The following is a 21085-nucleotide window of genomic DNA, read 5'->3' as shown; positions in this document are numbered from 1 at the left end:
TCCTGACGGATGGGCTTTTTTGCGTCTGTGTTTTTGGGAAGTGCTTGCTCGCTGCCGGAATGGTAGGCCTGATAAGCGCAAAATCATCAGGCACAATTTCGCAGATTACCGGTTGGTTAACGTCCCAGCCACTGTGTAACAAACCCTGCAATTTGTTGTACGTCGTTGATATCTAAAAGTGGGACATCCACTTCAAGTGGAACATCACTGGCAACCGCAACAACATACTCATCAATCGTCAATTCTTGTGCACTATGCCCGCAATTTTCACGAAAAAGCAGGATCTTGGCGACAGGTTCGTGTTTAAAACCCTCAACCAGTACCAAATCCAGTGTTGTAGCATCCATTCGGCTCACCAGATAGGCTAAATCTAACTCAGGTTCTGCCGGCGTTTCCGTCATTAACGCCCAGCGTTGCTGGCTGGCGACCAGTGTTTGCGCTGCCCCAGCTTTACGTAACTCATAGCTATCCTTGCCGGGTTTATCGACGTCCATGTTGTGGTGGGTATGCTTAATTAATCCTGGACGAATGCCTTTGGCGCACAGTTCCGGGATCAGTTTTTTGAGCAGTGTGGTTTTTCCTGTGCCGCTCCATGCGGCAATACCGAGCAATGGGATCATGATTTATCCTGCCATCTGGCCAATTCTTCAGGTGTGTTCACATTCACAAACGCATCTTTATGATCGCTAAAATCGATGGCGTGTCCGCCGGCCTGGCGCATAAAGACCATCACCCGTCGTTCACCTGCCTGAAGATACTCCTGCAGTAACGGCTGCATTGCTCTGTGCATCAGCGCAATTGTCGGGTGATCCCGCTCCCCATCATGCACCCACACCACTGGCGCATTTTGGCGCTGTTCTGCCAGTCTTGCGACCAGGTTGTGGGGAATATAGGGCATATCGCAGGGGCAGAATAAAAACCAGTCACCTGCCAGTTGTAAAAATACCGACAGCATTCCGGCCAGCGGGCCTGGGAAATCAGGCAATGAATCAGGGATAACTTGCAGACCACTTTGCTGATAAATATCCTGATGGCGATTGGCATTAACCACGACTGTCTCGACCTGTAAGGCGAGCGCATCGGCGACGTGCCGCCACAAAGGTTTGCCGTCTAGCTCAAGCAGTCCTTTATCTGCACCCCCCATCCGCCTGGCCTTACCGCCCGCCAGGACAACCCCTGTAATTGCACTATCCAGAATCACTGATATCGCCTCTTTTAATGTGGGATTGACCCTGCTAACGTATCTGTATTAAGCGTAAGGAGCACAACCATGAAATGTAAACGTCTGAATGAAGTTATTGAACTCCTCCAGCCAGCCTGGCAGAAAGAACCCGATCTTAACCTGATGCAATTTTTACAGAAACTGGCGAAAGAGTCAGGTTTTGACGGAGAACTGGCGGATTTAACTGATGACATTCTGATCTATCACCTGAAAATGCGTGACTCAGCGAAGGATGCGGTGATCCCAGGTATTCAGAAAGATTATGAAGAAGACTTTAAAACCGCATTGCTGCGCGCTCGTGGCGTAATTAAAGAGTAAAAGCTTGTAATCGCCGCCACCGAAAGTGCTGCGAAATGATATCCTGAATCATTCGTAGTAATTTCCGGATGATGGGATGAATAACAACGCTTTTACTTTCCAAACGCTACACCCGGATACCATCATGGATGCGCTGTTTGAGCAGGGGATCCGGGTGGATTCCGGGCTTACCCCGCTCAACAGCTATGAAAACCGTGTCTACCAATTCCAGGACGAAGACCGTCGACGCTTTGTCGTAAAGTTTTACCGCCCTGAGCGTTGGTCCGTCGATCAAATACAGGAAGAACATCAGTTTGCACTGGAACTGGTGCGTGATGACGTGCCGGTTGCGGCGCCGATGGTGTTTGATGGCCAGACGTTACTGGGGCATCAAGGGTTCCACTATGCGATATTCCCCAGCGTAGGAGGTCGGCAGTTTGAAGCCGACAATATCGATCAAATGGAGTCGGTTGGCCGCTATCTCGGGCGTCTGCATCAAACCGGGCGAAAACAACCCTTTGCTTTTCGACCGACCATTGGCCTCGATGAGTATCTGATTGAACCGCGTAAACTTTTCGACAGTGCACCGATTATTCCATCAGGGCAAAAAGCGGCATTTCTGAAAGCAACGGATGCGCTTATCACCGTGGTTACCGAGCGGTGGCATACGCGTTTTGACACTCTGCGCCTGCACGGTGACTGTCATGCCGGAAATATTCTGTGGCGCGATGGTCCGATGTTTGTCGATTTAGATGATGCCCGCAATGGCCCGGCCATTCAGGATTTATGGATGCTGCTTAATGGTGATAAAGCCGAGCAGCGCATGCAGCTTGAAACCATTATCGAAGCTTATGAAGAGTTTACTGAGTTCGACGTCGCTGATTTAGGACTCATAGAACCTTTACGCGCCATGCGTTTAGTTTATTATCTAGCCTGGCTGATTCGACGTTGGGATGATCCTGCGTTTCCAAAAAACTTCCCGTGGTTAACCGGAGAAGATTACTGGCACCGTCAGACGGCGACCTTTATTGAGCAGGCAAAAATTCTGCAACAACCCCCCTTACAATTAACGCCAATGTATTAATCGGAGAGACATGGACATGAAAAAAATATGGCTGGCGCTGGCTGGTATGGTTTTAGCTTTTAGCGCATCGGCAGCGCAGTTCCAGGATGGTAAGCAGTACATCACACTGGAAAAGCCTATTGCGGGTGAACCGCAGGTGTTGGAGTTCTTCTCCTTCTACTGCCCGCATTGCTACCAGTTTGAAGAAGTGCTTCACGTATCTGATAACGTGAAGAAAAAACTGCCTGAAGGCACCAAGATGACCAAATACCACGTTGAGTTTTTGGGACCTCTGGGCAAAGATCTGACTCAGGCGTGGGCGGTTGCGCTGGCGCTGGGCGTAGAAGATAAGGTCACAGTACCGTTGTTTGAAGCGGTGCAGAAAACTCAGACCGTCCAGTCTACCGCTGATATCCGTAAAGTATTTGTTGATGCGGGTATTAAAGGTGAAGACTATGATGCGGCATGGAACAGCTTCGTGGTGAAATCACTGGTCGCGCAGCAGGAAAAAGCGGCTGCCGATCTGCAACTGCAGGGGGTTCCGGCGATGTTTGTGAATGGCAAATATCAGGTGAATCCGCAAGGCATGGATACCAGCAGCATGGATATCTTTGTACAGCAGTATGCCGATACCGTGAAATATCTGGTAGGCCAGAAGTAAACGAAAAAGCCGGTCAGAGACCGGCTTTTTTAGTTGAGGCTTTAATCGCATCTATTTGCGCATCTTTCTCGGCCCAGAGCGTATTCAGCCACAGCTGGAACCGACGCTTAAACCCTTTATCGTTGACGTAATCACCGTGTAATTCCTCTTTCACCGGCTCCAGATTCACCCGTACTACAATGCGCGTTAACTTACCGCTCAGCATGTCGTAGAAAGGATGGCTGCTGTTTTGCGGATAACACAGCGTGACGTTCAGCAACTTATCGAATTGCGACCCTAAGACATTCAGCGCCATCGCAATACCGGCAGCCTTAGGTGGCAGCAGGTTTTTATAGGGAGATCGGGTCTGCTGGCATTTCTCGTGGGTGAACCGTGATCCTTCGACAAAATTCACGATCGTTGTTGGATGCACACGAAACTTCTCACAAGAAAGACGTGTTGTTTCCACATCTTTACCACGTCGTTCAGGGTGACGGAGCAAATAACCGCGCGAATAGCGTTTCATAAATGGCATATCCAGCGCCCAACATGCCAGACCAATAAAAGGCACCCAGGCTAACGGCTGCTTAAGAAAGTATTTATTCATCGGGATATGCTTACGAAACAAAACGCAAAGCACAACGATGTCGGCCCAGCTGTAGTGATTACAGATGAGCAGATACCAATTTTTCTTGCTCAGACCTTCCAGCCCCTCAACATCCCACTTCAGTCGTGGATTAAGGTGTAGCAATAGCGCCAGACCTTCACACCAGCAGTACATCATGAAATTACAAAAGAGGGATACTTTGCGCCAGACGAAAGGAATAGGCAAAAGCAGTTTTACAACTCCGGCCAGGATGATTGGCACGGAACATAAAATTGTGACCAATATGGTCAATGCGATACTCAGCAGCAGCGTTATCGCGGCGAGTATTCTCGCCATAATTAAATTATTCAAAAGGTTAGCCATAAATAGTGCGCTAAAAGGGCGCAAGGGGCTAATTTTATCAGAAAACGAACCAAATGATGGATCTTCGCTGAATAGAAAAAAAGGGAATATCTATCCACATCCAGCTATAAGCTGAAAAGATGATATAAAATTCTGCGTCATGAAATAACATAATGAAAAATATGCAGAATTATTATGATTAATAAATTATCTTGCTGTATTTAAAGGGCTGAAAATTATTTATTCACAAACTTATCCACAGCTCACATTGCGAACAACGCAGAAGATCTGCAAAAGTTTTTCGACAAATGCGGCGAAAAACTCATGTTTTCATCCTGTCTGTGGCATCCTTTACCCATAATCTGATAAACAGGCATGGACATTATGGTTCAGATCCCAGAAAACCCACTTATCCTTGTAGATGGCTCATCTTACCTGTATCGCGCATACCATGCGTTCCCACCGCTGACCAACAGCGCAGGAGAGCCTACGGGCGCGATGTACGGTGTCCTCAACATGCTGCGTAGCTTGATTTTGCAATATAAGCCGACGCATGCGGCGGTGGTATTCGACGCCAAGGGTAAAACCTTCCGTGATGAATTATTCGAGCACTACAAATCGCATCGTCCGCCGATGCCAGACGATCTACGCGCGCAGATTGAACCGCTGCACGCGATGGTAAAAGCCATGGGGTTACCCCTGCTGGCTGTTTCAGGCGTGGAAGCGGACGACGTTATCGGTACGCTGGCGCGTGAAGCCGAGCAAATTGGCCGTCCGGTACTGATCAGTACCGGTGATAAAGATATGGCTCAGCTGGTGACGCCGAATATCACCCTCATCAACACCATGACCAATACGATCCTCGGCCCGGATGAGGTGGTAAATAAGTATGGCGTGCCGCCGGAACTGATTATCGACTTCCTGGCGCTGATGGGCGACTCTTCTGATAACATTCCTGGTGTGCCGGGTGTGGGTGAAAAGACGGCTCAGGCGTTACTCCAGGGGCTGGGTGGGCTGGACACGCTCTATGCTGAATCAGAAAAAATAGCGGGCCTGACGTTCCGTGGCGCAAAAACCATGGCTGGCAAGCTCGAGCAGAATAAAGAGGTGGCTTACCTCTCTTATAAGCTGGCAACCATCAAAACGGATGTCGAGCTGGAATTAACCTGCGAGCAGCTGGAAGTACGACAACCTGCAGTGGACGAGCTGTTAAATCTGTTCAAACAATATGAGTTCAAACGTTGGGTCACCGACGTTGAAGCCGGGAAATGGCTGCAGGCAAAAGGCACAAAACCTGCGGCAAAACCACAGGAAACCATCGTTATTGATGAAACGCCTGAGGAGCCCGCCACGGTTCTCTCATACGATAACTATGTGACGATTCTGGACGAGACGACGCTGGAAGCGTGGATTGCGAAGCTGAAAAAAGCGCCGGTCTTTGCTTTTGATACCGAAACCGACAGCCTGGACAATATCTCCGCGAATCTGGTGGGGCTCTCTTTCGCTATTGAACCGGGTGTGGCGGCGTATGTTCCTGTCGCGCATGACTACCTGGATGCCCCTGACCAAATTTCCCGTGATCGGGCACTGACGCTGCTGAAGCCGCTACTGGAAGACGAAAAAGCGCATAAAGTTGGGCAAAACCTGAAGTATGACCGTGGCATCCTGGCGAACTACGGTATCGAACTGCGCGGTATCGTCTTTGATACCATGCTCGAATCCTACATTCTTAACAGCGTTGCCGGGCGACACGATATGGACAGCCTGTCTGACCGCTGGCTGAAACATAAAACGATCACCTTCGAAGAGATCGCCGGGAAAGGTAAAAACCAACTGACCTTTAACCAGATTGCGCTGGAAGAAGCTGGTCGTTATGCCGCGGAGGACGCCGACGTCACGCTACAGCTGCATCTGAAAATGTGGCCAGAGCTGCAAAAACATAAAGGACCGCTAAACGTCTTCGAGAATATCGATATGCCGTTGGTCCCGGTCCTGTCCCGCATCGAGCGCAACGGTGTAAAAATCGACCCTGCCGTGTTGCACAAGCATTCAGCAGAGCTGACGCTGCGTTTGAACGAGCTGGAGCAAAAAGCGCACGAGATTGCCGGGGAAGCCTTTAACCTCTCTTCCACTAAACAGCTGCAAACCATTCTGTTTGAAAAGCAGGGCATCAAGCCGCTGAAGAAAACGCCGGGCGGCGCGCCGTCAACGTCAGAAGAGGTGCTGGAAGAGTTAGCGCTGGATTATCCGCTGCCGAAGGTGATTCTGGAATATCGTGGGCTGGCAAAATTGAAGTCTACTTATACAGATAAACTTCCGCTGATGATCAACCCGAAAACTGGCCGTGTGCATACCTCTTATCATCAGGCCGTTACGGCGACCGGGCGTTTGTCTTCTACCGATCCTAACCTGCAAAATATTCCGGTGCGTAATGAGGAAGGACGCCGTATTCGCCAGGCATTTATTGCACCAGAAGATTATGTCATTGTCTCGGCGGACTACTCGCAGATTGAGCTACGCATTATGGCGCACCTCTCGCGTGATAAGGGGCTGCTTACCGCCTTTGCCGAAGGAAAGGACATTCACCGCGCCACGGCTGCAGAGGTCTTTGGCTTACCTCTTGATTCCGTGACCAGTGAACAGCGCCGCAGCGCGAAGGCCATCAACTTTGGTCTGATCTACGGCATGAGCGCTTTCGGTCTTGCACGCCAGCTCAATATTCCACGCAAAGAAGCGCAGAAGTACATGGATCTCTATTTCGAACGCTACCCGGGCGTACTGGAATATATGGAACGCACGCGTGCGCAGGCAAAAGAGCAAGGGTACGTTGAAACGCTGGAAGGACGTCGCCTCTATTTACCGGATATCAAATCCAGTAATGGTGCGCGTCGTGCAGGTGCTGAACGTGCGGCGATTAACGCCCCGATGCAAGGCACCGCTGCGGACATTATTAAGCGCGCTATGATTGCCGTAGACGGCTGGCTGCAAACCGAACAGCCTCGCGTACGTATGATCATGCAGGTACATGATGAACTGGTGTTTGAAGTGCACAAAGATGATCTCGATAGCGTCTCGAAAAAAATCCATCAGCTGATGGAGAACGGAACGCGAATTGATGTGCCGCTGCTGGTGGAAGTCGGAAGCGGTGAAAACTGGGATCAAGCGCACTAAGGGTTTGCTGAATAACGCGCTCTTTTCGTAACTAAGCAACATAAGTTAGCGCTTTTTGTGATGACCATTAAAATTTCCTATGCCGGGAGTGAAAAAAAATTACAAAAAGTGCTTTCTGCGCTGCTCAAAAAAGAGTAAAGTTATTCTCGTAGGGTACAGAGGTAAGATGTTCTATCTTTCAGACCTTTTACTTCACGTAATCGGATTTGGCTGAATATTTTAGCCGCCCCAGTCAGTAATGACTGGGGCGTTTTTTATTGTGCGAAAGAAAGGTTTCGCACATGCTGTAGGCCGGATAAGACGCGCAGCGGCGCCATCCGGCATATCGGTAGGTTATTCCCCGTCCTGCATCTCTTCAATAGGCGCCAGTTCGCTAAACCAGGTATCCAGTTTCTGACGCAGTTTATCCACACCCAGCTTTTTCAGCGATGAGAATGCTTCTACCTGTACATCGCCATTAAACGCCAGCACTGCTTCACGCACCATATTCAACTGTGCTTTGCGTGCGCCGCTGGCCAGTTTGTCCGCTTTGGTCAGTAATACCAGCACCTGGACGTTGCTCTCTACGGCCCACAAAATCATCTGCTGATCGAGATCTTTCAGTGGATGGCGAATATCCATCAGTACGACCAAGCCTTGCAGGCTTTGACGTTTCTCAAGATATTCTGCCAGCGCGCGCTGCCATTTGCGCTTCATCTCTTCCGGAACTTCTGCATACCCGTACCCCGGCAAGTCAACCAGACGTTTACCGTCAACCACTTCAAACAAGTTGATGAGCTGAGTACGGCCCGGCGTTTTAGATGTACGTGCCAGACCCTTTTGATTTGTCAGGGTATTTAGTGCGCTGGATTTGCCTGCGTTGGAACGGCCAGCAAAAGCCACTTCAATTCCTGTATCGGAAGGTAAATGGCGAATATCAGGCGCACTCATCACAAAATGCGTCTGTTGATAATTCAAGTTAGTCAACGTGGTCGTCTCCATCAATCAAGGCTTTGCCGCGATTATACCTGAACACCAGCAAAAGGCGGATTTTTCGACGCGCGGGTTATGTAAGTTAAAAGCGCGGGCTTTGTGAGACATTGCCGATAGTATTTATGCGAGATGAGAGAGTGTATAACAACATAAATTAAATAAATCATGTGATTACGATTAAGCAATATTCTGAATAACCGAAACTGTTAAGTCGGTTACTTGTGCGCGTAACCCAAAAGAGTAAAGTAACGTTCATAGCGAGGGAGCTAACAGGATAAACGACTCAGGATGAGGGTCAGGAGCGCCAGGAGGCGAAGACGCAGGATTGTCAGGAAGACAAACGTCCGGAGACGTTAGTAAAAGGAAATGGAAACAACACGGAATGTTTCTGGCTAAGGGAAAAACAGGGTGTGTTGATAGCCGACAGGGATTGTAGGGCCCGTTAAGGGTTGAGAGTCAGGAAAAAAGGCGACAGATTACTCTGTCGCCTTTTTTCTTTATTTCTGCTAGATTCCGGCGCAATTATATACTGAATAAAAACAGCCAAAGACGAATCATGATGAAAACAACTTCTACACCTCGCGGGAAAGGTCCTGCAAAGGCGCGTCGTAAGACACGCGAAGAAATTAACCTGGAAGCTCGCGACCGTAAGCGTCAGAAAAAACACCGTGGTCTTGCGGCGGGCAGCCGTGCGACCGGCAGCGACGGTGCATCAGGTGGCGGAAACCAAAACAAACACAAAGATCCTCGTATTGGCAGTAAAACTCCCATTGCATTGGGTGTGACTGAAAAAGTCACCAAACAGCACAAACCGAAGAGTGAGAAACCTATGCTTTCACCACAGGCTGAGTTGGATTTACTGGAAACGGATGAGCGCCTGGATGCGCTGCTGGAACGTCTTGAAGCGGGAGAGATCCTGAGTGCTGAAGATCAGTCCTGGGTGGATGCCAAGCTGGATCGCATCGATGAGCTGATGCAGAAACTGGGGCTCTCTTACGATGATGACGAAGAAATTGACGAAGAAGAAGAAAAGCAGGAAGACATGATGCGCCTGCTGAAGGGCGGTAACTAACGGTTTTGTACCGTGGGTCTTCCCGTCCTGCTTATAACCCTTCCGGTTATATGTTATCTGGTGTGGTTATTCGTTAAACTACAGCGATTGTCGCGGCGCCAAAAGTGGCTGCGCAACCGGCTTATCACTCGCAGTGGGGGTAAGCCGGTACGCCGTACCCGCCAGAAACGCCATCGGAAGGAGTGAGCATGTCTGAGCAGCTAATCGACTGGGACCTGGCCCTGATCCAGAAATATAACTATTCCGGGCCACGATACACCTCGTATCCGACCGCGCTGGAGTTTTCTGCAGACTACGGTGCTGAAGCATTTCTGCAAGCCGTAGCGCGTTACCCTGAACGTCCACTCTCTTTGTACGTCCATATCCCGTTCTGCCATAAATTGTGCTATTTCTGCGGCTGCAACAAAATTGTGACCCGCCAGCAGCATAAGGCCGATCAATATCTGGACGTTTTAGAACAAGAGATTATTCATCGCGCGCCGCTGTTTGCTGGCCGTCATGTTAGCCAGTTGCATTGGGGCGGCGGCACGCCAACCTATCTGAATAAAGCGCAGATTAGCCGCTTAATGACACTGCTGCGTGATAACTTCGATTTTAACGCGGATGCAGAAATCTCGATCGAAGTTGATCCGCGAGAAATCGAACTCGATGTTCTCGATCATTTACGTGCTGAAGGCTTTAACCGCCTGAGCATGGGGGTGCAGGACTTCAATAAAGAAGTTCAGCGCTTGGTAAACCGTGAGCAGGACGAGGAGTTTATCTTTGCACTGATTAATCGTGCGCGTGAGATTGGCTTTACCTCGACCAACATTGACCTTATCTATGGTCTGCCAAAACAGACGCCGGAAAGCTTTGCCTTTACCCTGAAGCGGGTGGCTGAGCTCAATCCCGACCGCCTGAGTGTCTTTAACTATGCGCACCTGCCAACGTTGTTTGCCGCGCAGCGTAAAATCAAAGATGCTGACCTGCCCAGCCCACAACAGAAGCTGGATATTTTGCAGGAGACCATCTCCTCGCTGACCGAAACGGGCTATCAGTTCATTGGGATGGATCACTTTGCCCGCCCGGATGACGAGCTGGCGATTGCCCAGCGCGAGGGTGTTCTGCACCGTAATTTCCAGGGTTATACCACCCAGGGCGATACCGACCTGCTGGGCATGGGCGTTTCCGCCATCAGTATGATTGGCGACAACTACGCGCAGAACCAAAAAGAGCTGAAGCACTATTATCAGCAGGTGGATGAGCAGGGAAATGCGCTGTGGCGCGGTATTGCACTGACCCAAGATGACTGTATTCGCCGGGATGTGATTAAACTACTGATCTGCAACTTCCGCCTCGACTACGCCGTCGTAGAACAGCAATGGGATCTGAACTTTGCTGACTATTTTGCTGAAGACCTGAAGCTGTTGGCACCGCTGGCGAAAGATGGGCTGGTGGATGTGAATGAGAAGGGGATTCAGGTGACACCAAAAGGTCGTCTGCTGATCCGCAATATTTGCATGTGCTTTGATGCTTACCTGCGCCAGAAAGCACGGATGCAGCAGTTCTCGCGGGTCATCTAATGACGTTGCCCGGCGGCGCTTCGCTTACCGGGCCTACGACATCTTAATATGTAGGTCGGGTAAGCGAAGCGCCACCCGACAAACCCGCTAGCTAAACAGCCCAACCAGCGCCGCACACAGCACCGCGGCAACCGCAGTTTGCGGCGTATGGCTTTCAACCGAGCCGCTCGACAGCAGATTAATAATTGATTCCAGCATGATGACTTCCCCCGTTTTCCGGGCACGATCATACTTAACTCATCGGAACAGTAAAGCGCAAAATAGCAGCACTTTGCGCTCAATTATCAATCTTTACACAGCGACAATCCCTTACTCCATGCCAAGCTCTTTTAACTTACGCGTCAGGGTATTACGCCCCCATCCGAGTAAGCGCGCCGCTTCCTGTTTATGGCCCTGAGTATGGCGCAGCGCGGTGGTTAACAGCGTGCGTTCCATTTCAGGCTGTGCTTCAGAGAGTAAGTTTTGATGACCGGAACGTAATGCCCGGTCAGCCCATTGTGCCAGCAGTGTTGCCCAGCTGTCCGGCTGCATATGTGAAGGTGCATCCGGTACGCTCGCTTCAAACAGTTCTGCCGGCAGGTCCTGAATCAGCACTTCCTGCCCGGCGGCCATCACGGTTAACCAGCGGCAGGTGTTCTCAAGTTGACGAACGTTACCCGGCCAGGCCAGACGCGTCAGTGCGGCCTCGGTTTCAGGGTGTAACTGCTTGGCTTCCACACCCAGCTCGTGAGCGGCTTCCTGCAGGAAATGACGCGCCAGGCGAGGGATGTCTTCCCGTCGCTCGCGCAGCGGGGGCAAATGAACGCGAATGACGTTCAGTCGGTGGAACAAGTCCTCGCGGAACTTGCCTTCCTGTACCCGCAGTTCCAGATTCTGGTGCGTAGCCGCGATAATGCGCACGTCCACCTTCACCGGCGCATAGCCGCCGACGCGGTAAAACTGTCCGTCGGCTAATACACGCAGCAATCGCGTTTGCACGTCCAGCGGCATATCGCCAATTTCATCGAGAAACAGCGTGCCGCCGTCCGCCTGCTCGAAGCGCCCCTGACGAATGGTATTGGCGCCGGTAAAGGCACCTTTTTCGTGGCCAAACAGTTCAGATTCGATTAAATCCTTCGGAATAGCCGCCATGTTAAGGGCGATAAATGGTGCTTTGGCGCGCGGGCTGTGACGGTGGAGCGCATGGGCAACCAACTCTTTACCGGTCCCGGACTCACCGTTGATCAAGACGCTAATTGAAGAGCGGGAAAGCCGGCCAATTATGCGAAAGACATCCTGCATCGCTGGGGCTTCACCGATGATGTCGGTGGTGGGGCCGTTGATCTGAACATTACGCGGCTGCTGCTGTTCCTGATAATGGCTTATGGCGCGTTCGACCAGCGCCACGGCTTCGTCAATATCAAACGGCTTGGGCAGGTAATCGAACGCCCCTTGCTGGTAGGCGCTGACGGCGGCATCCAGATCGGAGTGCGCGGTCATGATGATGACCGGGAGCATCGGATGACGCTGTTTAATCTGTTTTAACAGCGTCAGGCCGTCCATCCCCGGCATGCGGATATCCGACAACAGCACGTCCGGCGTTTTACTGGCGAGCGCGTCCAGTACCTCTTTACCGCTTTCAAATGTGGTGCAGCTGAGTCCTGCCCCTGCGAGCGCACGTTCAAGCACCCAACGGATGGAACTATCGTCATCAACGACCCAGACTATTCCTCGTTGCATAAACGTTACCTCTATTTCCTGATAGGCAGGTAAACCGAGAACTCGGTATGACCCGGCCAACTGGTAAATTCAATTTTGCCGGAATGTTGATCAATCAAATTACGGGCGATGGATAATCCCAGCCCGGTCCCCCCCTCGCGGCCGCTGACCATTGGGTAGAACAGCGTATCCTGTAAATGTGGAGGAATACCCGGACCGTTGTCCTCAACGTCAATACGCGCCGCCAGGCGGTAACGCATGCCGTGCAATGTGAGCTGAAACGCGGTGCGGGTACGCAGAATAATCTCGCCACCTTCCGGTCCCAGCGCCTGTAGCGCATTACGTACGATATTCAGCAGTACCTGTTCTATCTGGTCGGGGTCGTGCAGTATTTCCGGCAGGCTCGGGTCGTAATCGCGGATCAACGTGACATTTTCCGGGAGTTCCATCGACACCAGTGCCACAACGCGTTCTGCCACCTTGTGAATACTTTCCGTGATGTGCATACCGGGGTGCTGCGGCCCCAGCAGGCGGTCGACCAGGTTACGCAGGCGGTCTGCCTGCTCAATAATGACTTGGGTATATTCCTTGAGGGCTGGATCCGGTAGCGCTTTACTGAGCAGTTGCGCTGCACCGCGTAATCCACCCAACGGGTTTTTAATTTCATGCGCCAGACCACGTACCAGATCGCGGGCGGCTATTTGCTGGGCATGCTGGAGCTGCTCCTGACTCAGACGGCGCTGGTTATCCATGGGCGCCATCTCCAGCAGAATAAGGCCATCAGGCAGCCTCTGAGCGGTCACAGAGAGGATATGCGAGTGACTATCTATCACCAGCGTCACTTCGTTGTCCGTAAAGCCCTGACCCGCTTCCAGGCTCTCTCGCATCAGCCCGATGTTTAATGAGAAATAACTCAGCAGTTCAGAAAGCGGCGTGCCAAACAGTTTGCGGGAACTTTGGGCCAGCAGTTGCTGTGCCGCGGGGTTGGCGTAATGTACCACCAGCTCATCGTCGACAAGTAAAATGCTGTTAATTAACGAATTGAGGATCTGCCCAGCATCGGGCAGCGTGCCGGTTGCCATTCAGCAGTCTCCTGAAAAAGGTTGCACCAATTTAGTGCATTATAGCTTTCACGCAGAAAAAGCGCGAAGGATCAGTTCGTTGGCGGAGAAAAAAGCCCATCGTGTGATGGGCTGAAAGTTTCCACGGCAACTAAAACCTTCGTCTTTCTCCCTACAGCTGTGTTGGCTGCTTTCGCTCACCCCAGTCACTTACTTATGTAAGCTCCCGGGGATTCACTCAATTGCCGCCTTGCTGTAGCAAGAAATCCATTGGTTATTACATCCTCTGCACGTTTTTATGTGAGAGTGTAAAAGTTAAATTAAACGCTGTAGTACAACTCAAACTCTACCGGGTGCGGGGTCATGCGCACGCGGTCATCTTCTTCGCGACGCAGCGTAATGTACGCATCGATCGCTTCATTGGTGAACACGCCGCCTGCAGTCAGGAACTCGCGGTCCAGATCCAGTTCGTTCAGTGCTTCTTCCAGAGAGCCAGCAACCTGTGGGATCTCTTTTGCTTCTTCCGGTGGCAGGTCGTACAGGTTTTTGTCCATTGCTTCGCCCGGGTGGATCTTGTTCTTGATACCATCAAGACCCGCCATCAGCAGTGCTGCAAAGCACAGGTACGGGTTAGCCGCCGGGTCCGGGAAGCGCACTTCAATACGGCGTGCTTTCGGAGAGGCAACGACTGGGATACGGATAGAGGCAGAACGGTTACGGGCAGAGTACGCCAGCATAACCGGTGCTTCGTAACCCGGGACCAGACGCTTGTAGGAGTTGGTGGTCGGGTTCGCCAGGGCGTTGATGGCTTTAGCGTGTTTGATAACGCCACCGATGTAGAACAGCGCCTGCTCAGACAGACCCGCATATTTGTCACCGGAGAACAGGTTTACACCGTTCTTGGACAGGGACATGTGGCAGTGCATACCGGAACCGTTATCGCCGAACATCGGTTTTGGCATAAAGGTCGCCGTTTTACCGAAGCGGTGCGCGACGTTGTGAACAACGTATTTGTAGATCTGAATTTCGTCCGCTTTTTTGGTCATAGTGTTAAAGCGGGTAGCGATTTCGTTCTGGCCCGCAGTCGCCACTTCGTGGTGATGCGCTTCAACGACAAGGCCCATCTCTTCCATGACCAGACACATGGTAGAACGGATGTCCTGGGAAGAATCGACCGGAGGAACCGGGAAGTAACCGCCTTTCACGCCAGGGCGATGACCTTTGTTACCACCTTCATATTTGGTGGAGGAGTTCCATGCGCCTTCGATATCATCGATAGCGACGTGGGAACCGGAAATAGAGCTGCCGAAACGGATGTCGTCGAACAGGAAGAATTCTGGCTCTGGCCCGAACAGCACGGTGTCTGCGATGCCGGTAGCACGCAGATATTCTTCAGCGCGTTTTGCGATGGAGCGCGGGTCGCGGTCATAGCCCTGCAGCGTACCCGGTTCCAGGATATCGCAACGGATGATCAGAGTAGACTCTTCAAAGAACGGGTCAATGAGAGCAGTAGAAGCATCCGGCATCAGAACCATGTCTGATTCGTTAATGCCTTTCCAGCCACCGATTGAGGAGCCGTCAAACATTTTGCCTTCTTCAAAGAATTCGGCATTTACCTGATGAGCAGGAATCGTGACGTGCTGTTCTTTACCTTTAGTGTCAGTGAAGCGCAAATCAACAAACTTCACTTCGTGTTCGTTCAGCATCGTCAAAACGTGTTCAGCGGACATACTTACTCTCCCGGATTGGTCATTGTCGTCGTGGTAACGAGGTCTTCAATTCTGCAAAAATTGGCCGTGTCGCCGTAAAAAATATAAAGCGAAATCTGTGCCAACTTTTAAATTGCCCCCAAAAGGCGTTATCATGCGCATCATCGTGCAAAGGGGTTGCACCATGAAGGTTGTATTGCACCATTATAGTGCTTCTATGTGAACATTAAGCACTATAATGGTGCAATTGACATGAGATTACCCCTTTTAACGCTCCGTGAATGTGATCACAAAGAAACTCTGCAATACTTGTTTGCGGAGGATGTTTGTGATCCTGTTTTGTACTGCGATTAATCCGTGTACAATAACGCGCTATTTCTAAAATGCCTGAGGCAAAGTTGTGATCGAAAATTTGCGTAACATCGCCATCATCGCGCACGTAGACCATGGTAAAACCACCCTGGTAGACAAGCTGCTCCAACAATCCGGTACATTCGACTCTCGTGCCGAAACCCAAGAGCGCGTGATGGACTCCAACGATTTGGAGAAAGAGCGTGGGATTACCATCCTCGCTAAAAACACCGCTATCAAGTGGAATGACTACCGTATCAACATCGTTGATACCCCGGGACACGCCGACTTCGGTGGTGAAGTTGAACGTGTAATGTCCATGGTAGACTCCGTGCTGCTGGTGGTTGATGCAATGGACGGTCCGATGCCGCAGACGCGCTTCGTGACCAAAAAAGCCTTTGCTCATGGCCTGAAGCCAATTGTTGTTATCAACAAAGTTGACCGTCCTGGCGCGCGTCCTGACTGGGTTGTTGACCAGGTATTCGACCTGTTCGTTAACCTCGACGCGACCGACGAACAGCTGGACTTCCCGATCGTTTACGCTTCAGCGCTGAACGGTATCGCAGGTCTGGATCACGAAGATATGGCGGAAGATATGACTCCGCTGTATCAGACCATCGTTGACCGTGTACCGGCTCCGAACGTTGACCTTGATGGCCCGCTGCAGATGCAAATCTCCCAGCTGGACTACAACAACTACGTGGGTGTTATCGGCATCGGCCGTATCAAGCGCGGTAAAGTTAAACCGAACCAGCAGATCACCATCGTTGATAGCGAAGGCAAAACTCGTAACGGTAAAGTCGGTAAAGTTCTGACCCATCTGGGTCTTGAGCGTATCGAGAGCGACGTTGCAGAAGCGGGCGACATCATCGCGATCACTGGTCTGGGCGAACTGAACATCTCCGACACCATCTGCGATCCGCAGAATGTTGAAGCGCTGCCGGCGCTGTCTGTTGATGAGCCGACCGTGACCATGTTCTTCAACGTAAACACCTCTCCGTTCTGCGGTAAAGAAGGTAAGTACGTTACTTCTCGTCAGATCCTTGACCGCCTGAAAAAAGAACTGGTACACAACGTTGCACTGCGTGTTGAAGAGACTCCGGATGCAGACGCATTCCGCGTGTCTGGCCGTGGTGAACTGCACCTGTCCGTTCTGATTGAAAACATGCGTCGTGAAGGTTTCGAGATGGCGGTTTCCCGTCCGAAAGTTATCTTCCGCGAAATCGATGGCCGTAAACAAGAGCCATTCGAAAACGTAACGCTGGACGTCGAAGAGCAGCACCAGGGTTCTGTTATGCAGGCACTGGGCGAGCGTAAAGGCGACCTGAAAAACATGAATCCAGATGGTAAAGGCCGCGTACGTCTCGACTACGTGATCCCAAGCCGTGGCCTGATCGGCTTCCGTTCAGAATTCATGACCATGACCTCCGGTACCGGTCTGCTGTACTCCACCTTCAGCCATTACGACGATGTTCGTCCGGGCGAAGTGGGCCAGCGTCAGAACGGCGTGCTGATCTCTAATGGTCAGGGTAAAGCCGTTGCGTTTGCACTGTTCAGCCTGCAGGACCGCGGTAAGCTGTTCCTGGGTCACGGCGCAGAAGTTTATGAAGGCCAGATCATCGGTATTCACAGTCGTTCTAACGACCTGACTGTAAACTGCCTGACCGGTAAGAAACTGACCAACATGCGTGCTTCCGGTACTGATGAAGCCACCACGCTGGTTCCAGCTCAGAAAATGACTCTGGAACAGGCTCTGGAATTCATCGATGACGACGAACTGGTAGAAGTAACACCAACGTCTATCCGTATTCGTAAACGTCACCTGACTGAAAACGATCGTAAACGTGCGATGCGTGGTCCGAAAGAAGACTAATTAACGCACTTTAATGACAAGACCCTGCCTTAAGAGGTGGGGTTTTTTTTTGCCCGCAATCCCTGGTTCCCGGCGGGATTACGTTGATTCCCTGCCTCAAGAAATACTCTCCCCTCAAGATGTCTGGCTTAAGAGAGCTTGGTCACAAATTTTTCTAAAGCTCAACGCGGGTGTTTGCTTTCTTTTTCATCGTCAGCGTATGATTAAACCATCTGGTTTAAACCAAGAGAATTAAGCAATGACGAGTAATCAGTCGACCGTTGAGAATGCGAAAGAGAAGTTAGATCGTTGGTTAAAAGATGGGATCACCACTCCAGGCGGAAAACTGCCCTCGGAAAGGGAGTTGGGAGAGTTGCTGGGGATCAAGCGCATGACGTTACGTCAGGCGCTATTAAACCTGGAGTCTGAATCCAAAATCTTTCGTAAGGATCGCAAAGGGTGGTTCGTTACCCAGGCACGCTTTAACTACAGCCCGGAATTGTCAGCAAGCTTTCAGCGCGCCGCGCTTGAGCAGGGTAGAGAGCCTTCCTGGGGATTTATCGAGAAAAGCCGGGTTTCTCAGTACCCGGACGTTGCCGCGCCGTTGGTGTCAGCAACACCGTCTGATGAACTGTATCGGATAACGGGCTGGGGAGCGCTGGAAGGGCATAAAGTTTTCTATCATGAAACGTTTATCAACCCGAAGGTCGCTCCGGGATTTATTGAGCAGCTTGAAAGCCAGTCATTTTCTTCGGTATGGGAAAATGAATATAAAAAAGAAACGGTAATCAAAAAACTGGCTTTTAAACCTGTCAGAATGGCCGGCGACATTAGCAAGTTTATTGGTGGTTCGACTGGAATGCCCGCCATTCTTATTGAAAAACACCGGGCTGACAGCGATGGCAATATCGTACAAATAGATATTGAGTATTGGCGATTTGAAGCAGTTGATCTCTTCATTAACTTGTAGGTACGTTTATGGTCACTAAAGACAATGCACATAAAATTCTGGCGCGGGTAGATAATCTTCCTCTTTATCTTCACGCTTATGCTTATCATTTGAATATGCGCGTTGAACGCATATTACCGAATGATTTATTAGATATTGCCAGTGAAAATAATCTGCGTGGGGTGAAAATCCACGTCCTTGATGGTGAACGCTATTCTCTTGAAAATATGAATGATGAAGCACTGTCAGCATTTGGCGACAAAGCGCGTCAGCTACAGCTTGATCTGCATATCGAGACCAGTTCTTCTGATAAAAAAGCTATTGACCAGGCTGTCGCTATCGCATTAAAAACAGGCGCCTCTTCGGTGAGGTTTTACCCGCGCTACGAAGGTAATCTTCAAGAGGTGCTTGCAATCATTACGCAGGATATCAAATATTTGCGCGATTGCTATCAGGATAGCGGACTGACCTTTACCTTAGAGCAGCATGAGGATTTAAAGAGTCATGAATTGGTATCGTTAGTTCAGAACAGTGATATGGAGTCGCTCTCTTTACTGTTTGATTTTGCTAATATGATCAATGCCAATGAGCATCCGTTGACGGCGTTAGACACAATGTCTCCGCATATTACCCAGGTGCATATTAAAGATGCATTAATTGTAAATGAGAATGCGGGACTGGGCCATAAAGCCTGTACTTCGGGTCAAGGGGATATGCCGTTTAAAGATCTACTGACCAAACTTATTTGCTTAGGTGATGAGAAGCCGCAGGTAACGGCTTACGGGCTGGAAGAAGAAGTGGATTATTACGCCCCGGCATTTCGTTTCGACAATGAAGGAGATAACCCCTGGATCCCATGGCGTCAGATGAGCGAAACACCGCTACCGGAGCCAGAACTTCTCGAAGAACGTTTGATTAAAGAAAAAAATGATGCCATCCAACAAATACAATTTGTGCGTAGCGTGCTACAACAAATTAAAAATGAGGCGCATCACATTCTAACTCATTATTAATATCTAACGCCTTTATTTAGAATTCATAGTCCATTCCTGATGAATGGGCGTATTTTTATATTTAAAACAAATGATTAAATAAATCATTTAGGGGATGCTATGCTCACAAAAAAGAAATGGGCGCTTTTTAGCCTGTTAACGCTGTGTGGCGGTACAATTTACAAATTACCCTCACTGAAAGATGCGTTCTATATTCCGATGCAGGAATACTTCCATTTGACTAACGGTCAGATTGGTAACGCGATGTCAGTGAACTCATTTGTAACTACCATAGGTTTTTTCTTATCTATTTATTTTGCAGACAAACTTCCACGTAAATACACTATGTCTCTTTCCCTTATTGCCACGGGGCTGCTGGGGGTTTATTTGACCACCATGCCTGGCTATTGGGGGATCCTCTTTGTCTGGGCGTTATTTGGTGTTACCTGCGACATGATGAACTGGCCGGTGTTATTAAAATCCGTTAGCCGACTCGGCAACAGCGAACAACAAGGGCGTCTGTTCGGCTTTTTTGAAACGGGCCGCGGTATTGTGGATACGGTTGTCGCATTTTCTGCACTGGCCGTCTTTGCCTGGTTTGGCAGTGGTCTGTTGGGGTTCAAGGCCGGTATCTGGTTCTACTCTGCAATTGTCATTATGGTCGGGATCATCATCTTCTTTGTTCTGAACGATAAAGAGGAAATCCCCGCCGCAAAAATCCATGATGCTGAAGATGCGCCGAAAAATCCAAGCATGTCGTCAGTTCTGAAAGATAAGACTATTTGGTTAATCGCGTTTAACGTCTTCTTTGTTTATGCCGTGTATTGTGGATTGACGTTCTTTATCCCATTCCTGAAAAACATTTATATGCTGCCCGTCGCGCTGGTGGGGGCTTATGGGATTATTAACCAATATTGCCTGAAAATGGTTGGTGGCCCGATTGGTGGACTGATCTCAGATAAAATCCTGAAATCACCGAGTAAATATTTATGCTACACATTTATGCTCAGCACAGTGGCACTGTTGCTGCTGATCGTTCTGCCGCATGAAAGTATGCCCGTTTATTTAGGCATGGTGTGTACGCTGGGCTTCGGTGCCATCGTATTTACTCAGCGCGCTGTATTCTTTGCCCCGATTGGTGAGGCCAAAATCGCAGAGAATCAAACGGGTGCGGCAATGGCGCTGGGCAGCTTTATCGGTTATGCCCCGGCGATGTTCTGCTTCAGTATGTACGGATATATTCTGGATTTGAACCCAGGGCTCATCGGCTACAAAATTGTGTTTGGTATTATGGCCTGCTTCGCTTTCTGTGGGGCGATTGCATCTGTTCTGCTGGTTAAGCGAATCAGTGAAAGAAAGAAAATGCTGCAAGCGGAACAGGCGTGATGCGCGTTTACGTCAGGTAGTATGAAAAAGCCGCTGACTTGGACTGTCAGCGGCTTTTTTATCAATAGAGGGAGCTAAATAGCTGCGCCTAATACCGATACGCAGAGTTAGCGCGGCCCTTCGCCACACAAGCCCCGCA

The 21085-nt window shown here is 50.2% G+C and carries 18 protein-coding genes and 1 pseudogene; 11 read left to right on the top strand and 8 right to left on the bottom strand.

Annotation, left to right across the window (positions count from 1 at the left end; all coding sequences use genetic code 11):
• Positions 1 to 116: 116 nt before the first annotated feature.
• Positions 117 to 620, bottom strand: a complete 504-nt coding sequence (gene mobB, locus FDW98_RS00445; RefSeq protein ID WP_096758894.1) for a molybdopterin-guanine dinucleotide biosynthesis protein MobB — start codon at positions 618 to 620, stop codon at positions 117 to 119.
• Positions 617 to 1201: a molybdenum cofactor guanylyltransferase MobA gene (mobA, locus tag FDW98_RS00440; RefSeq protein ID WP_096758893.1), complete on the bottom strand. Its 585-nt coding sequence runs from the start codon at positions 1199 to 1201 to the stop codon at positions 617 to 619. The genes mobB and mobA overlap by 4 nt, the downstream gene beginning before the upstream one ends.
• Positions 1202 to 1270: 69 nt before the next feature.
• On the opposite strand from mobA, the gene FDW98_RS00435 reads away from it, so the two are divergent.
• The 3 genes from FDW98_RS00435 (at position 1271) to dsbA (ending at position 3243) form a co-directional block, all read left to right on the top strand.
• Positions 1271 to 1540 carry a YihD family protein gene (locus FDW98_RS00435; RefSeq protein ID WP_042325406.1) on the top strand — a complete coding sequence of 90 codons (270 nt, stop codon included), beginning with the start codon at positions 1271 to 1273 and terminating at the stop codon, positions 1538 to 1540.
• A gap of 76 nt (positions 1541 to 1616) precedes the next feature.
• Entirely contained in the window at positions 1617 to 2603 is a 987-nt protein-coding gene (locus FDW98_RS00430; RefSeq protein ID WP_096758892.1) for a serine/threonine protein kinase, read from the top strand.
• Between the two features lie 16 nt (positions 2604 to 2619).
• Complete coding sequence (gene dsbA, locus FDW98_RS00425; protein ID WP_096758891.1) at positions 2620 to 3243, top strand: thiol:disulfide interchange protein DsbA; 624 nt, start codon at positions 2620 to 2622, stop codon at positions 3241 to 3243.
• Positions 3244 to 3256: 13 nt separating this feature from the next.
• On the opposite strand, the gene FDW98_RS00420 is transcribed toward dsbA, so the two are convergent.
• Positions 3257 to 4192, bottom strand: coding sequence for an acyltransferase (locus tag FDW98_RS00420; RefSeq protein ID WP_096758890.1), 936 nt, complete (start codon positions 4190 to 4192; stop codon positions 3257 to 3259).
• A gap of 363 nt (positions 4193 to 4555) precedes the next feature.
• On the opposite strand from FDW98_RS00420, the gene polA reads away from it, so the two are divergent.
• Positions 4556 to 7342 carry a DNA polymerase I gene (gene polA / locus FDW98_RS00415; RefSeq protein ID WP_096758889.1) on the top strand — a complete coding sequence of 929 codons (2787 nt, stop codon included), beginning with the start codon at positions 4556 to 4558 and terminating at the stop codon, positions 7340 to 7342.
• Positions 7343 to 7675: 333 nt separating this feature from the next.
• On the opposite strand, the gene yihA is transcribed toward polA, so the two are convergent.
• Positions 7676 to 8308, bottom strand: a complete 633-nt coding sequence (gene yihA, locus FDW98_RS00410; protein WP_096759489.1) for a ribosome biogenesis GTP-binding protein YihA/YsxC — start codon at positions 8306 to 8308, stop codon at positions 7676 to 7678.
• Positions 8309 to 8535: 227 nt separating this feature from the next.
• Here yihA and FDW98_RS00405 point away from each other — a divergent pair.
• The 3 genes and pseudogenes from FDW98_RS00405 (at position 8536) to hemN (ending at position 10948) form a co-directional block, all read left to right on the top strand.
• A pseudogene (locus FDW98_RS00405) lies at positions 8536 to 8760 on the top strand (hypothetical protein).
• 110 nt (positions 8761 to 8870) lie between these two features.
• Positions 8871 to 9386 carry a Der GTPase-activating protein YihI gene (gene yihI / locus FDW98_RS00400; protein ID WP_096758888.1) on the top strand — a complete coding sequence of 172 codons (516 nt, stop codon included), beginning with the start codon at positions 8871 to 8873 and terminating at the stop codon, positions 9384 to 9386.
• Between the two features lie 188 nt (positions 9387 to 9574).
• The gene (hemN, locus tag FDW98_RS00395; RefSeq protein WP_096758887.1) at positions 9575 to 10948 is read left to right on the top strand and encodes an oxygen-independent coproporphyrinogen III oxidase; all 1374 of its coding nucleotides are present in this window, start codon (positions 9575 to 9577) and stop codon (positions 10946 to 10948) included.
• Between the two features lie 87 nt (positions 10949 to 11035).
• Here the strand turns inward: hemN and FDW98_RS00390 are convergent, their stop codons facing one another.
• The 4 genes from FDW98_RS00390 to glnA all read right to left on the bottom strand — a co-directional run bounded on the left by FDW98_RS00390 (position 11036) and on the right by glnA (position 15437).
• The gene (locus FDW98_RS00390; RefSeq protein WP_096758886.1) at positions 11036 to 11146 is read right to left on the bottom strand and encodes a YshB family small membrane protein; all 111 of its coding nucleotides are present in this window, start codon (positions 11144 to 11146) and stop codon (positions 11036 to 11038) included.
• A gap of 111 nt (positions 11147 to 11257) precedes the next feature.
• Positions 11258 to 12667, bottom strand: a complete 1410-nt coding sequence (gene glnG / locus FDW98_RS00385) for a nitrogen regulation protein NR(I) (RefSeq protein WP_096758885.1) — start codon at positions 12665 to 12667, stop codon at positions 11258 to 11260.
• Between the two features lie 11 nt (positions 12668 to 12678).
• Entirely contained in the window at positions 12679 to 13728 is a 1050-nt protein-coding gene (gene glnL / locus FDW98_RS00380) for a nitrogen regulation protein NR(II) (protein WP_096758884.1), read from the bottom strand.
• 299 nt (positions 13729 to 14027) lie between these two features.
• Entirely contained in the window at positions 14028 to 15437 is a 1410-nt protein-coding gene (gene glnA, locus FDW98_RS00375) for a glutamate--ammonia ligase (RefSeq protein ID WP_096758883.1), read from the bottom strand.
• 379 nt (positions 15438 to 15816) lie between these two features.
• On the opposite strand from glnA, the gene typA reads away from it, so the two are divergent.
• From typA to FDW98_RS00355, 4 genes are all read left to right on the top strand, one after another.
• On the top strand, positions 15817 to 17640 hold the full coding sequence (typA, locus tag FDW98_RS00370) for a ribosome-dependent GTPase TypA (protein WP_096758882.1): 1824 nt from the start codon (positions 15817 to 15819) through the stop codon (positions 17638 to 17640).
• 238 nt (positions 17641 to 17878) lie between these two features.
• Entirely contained in the window at positions 17879 to 18589 is a 711-nt protein-coding gene (locus tag FDW98_RS00365; RefSeq protein WP_096758881.1) for a GntR family transcriptional regulator, read from the top strand.
• 8 nt (positions 18590 to 18597) lie between these two features.
• Positions 18598 to 19581, top strand: coding sequence for a sugar phosphate isomerase/epimerase (locus tag FDW98_RS00360; RefSeq protein WP_096758880.1), 984 nt, complete (start codon positions 18598 to 18600; stop codon positions 19579 to 19581).
• Between the two features lie 99 nt (positions 19582 to 19680).
• Positions 19681 to 20946, top strand: coding sequence for an MFS transporter (locus FDW98_RS00355; protein WP_096758879.1), 1266 nt, complete (start codon positions 19681 to 19683; stop codon positions 20944 to 20946).
• The last annotated feature ends 139 nt before the right edge of the window (positions 20947 to 21085 follow it).

The sequence above is a fragment of the Citrobacter sp. wls711 genome, from assembly GCF_005281055.1.
In the GTDB taxonomy this organism is placed as follows: domain Bacteria; phylum Pseudomonadota; class Gammaproteobacteria; order Enterobacterales; family Enterobacteriaceae; genus Citrobacter; species Citrobacter gillenii.
This window is presented reverse-complemented; position numbering and strand designations above follow the sequence as displayed.

Bases quoted from the DNA above. Each gene is read 5' to 3' on its own strand.
- mobB (WP_096758894.1), bottom strand. From the start codon at position 620: ATGATCCCATTGCTCGGTATTGCCGCATGGAGCGGCACAGGAAAAACC.
- FDW98_RS00435 (WP_042325406.1), top strand. From the start codon at position 1,271: ATGAAATGTAAACGTCTGAATGAAGTTATTGAACTCCTCCAGCCAGCC.
- FDW98_RS00430 (WP_096758892.1), top strand. From the start codon at position 1,617: ATGAATAACAACGCTTTTACTTTCCAAACGCTACACCCGGATACCATC.
- dsbA (WP_096758891.1), top strand. From the start codon at position 2,620: ATGAAAAAAATATGGCTGGCGCTGGCTGGTATGGTTTTAGCTTTTAGC.
- FDW98_RS00420 (WP_096758890.1), bottom strand. From the start codon at position 4,192: ATGGCTAACCTTTTGAATAATTTAATTATGGCGAGAATACTCGCCGCG.
- polA (WP_096758889.1), top strand. From the start codon at position 4,556: ATGGTTCAGATCCCAGAAAACCCACTTATCCTTGTAGATGGCTCATCT.
- yihI (WP_096758888.1), top strand. From the start codon at position 8,871: ATGATGAAAACAACTTCTACACCTCGCGGGAAAGGTCCTGCAAAGGCG.
- hemN (WP_096758887.1), top strand. From the start codon at position 9,575: ATGTCTGAGCAGCTAATCGACTGGGACCTGGCCCTGATCCAGAAATAT.
- FDW98_RS00390 (WP_096758886.1), bottom strand. From the start codon at position 11,146: ATGCTGGAATCAATTATTAATCTGCTGTCGAGCGGCTCGGTTGAAAGC.
- glnG (WP_096758885.1), bottom strand. From the start codon at position 12,667: ATGCAACGAGGAATAGTCTGGGTCGTTGATGACGATAGTTCCATCCGT.
- glnL (WP_096758884.1), bottom strand. From the start codon at position 13,728: ATGGCAACCGGCACGCTGCCCGATGCTGGGCAGATCCTCAATTCGTTA.
- glnA (WP_096758883.1), bottom strand. From the start codon at position 15,437: ATGTCCGCTGAACACGTTTTGACGATGCTGAACGAACACGAAGTGAAG.
- FDW98_RS00365 (WP_096758881.1), top strand. From the start codon at position 17,879: ATGACGAGTAATCAGTCGACCGTTGAGAATGCGAAAGAGAAGTTAGAT.
- FDW98_RS00360 (WP_096758880.1), top strand. From the start codon at position 18,598: ATGGTCACTAAAGACAATGCACATAAAATTCTGGCGCGGGTAGATAAT.
- FDW98_RS00355 (WP_096758879.1), top strand. From the start codon at position 19,681: ATGCTCACAAAAAAGAAATGGGCGCTTTTTAGCCTGTTAACGCTGTGT.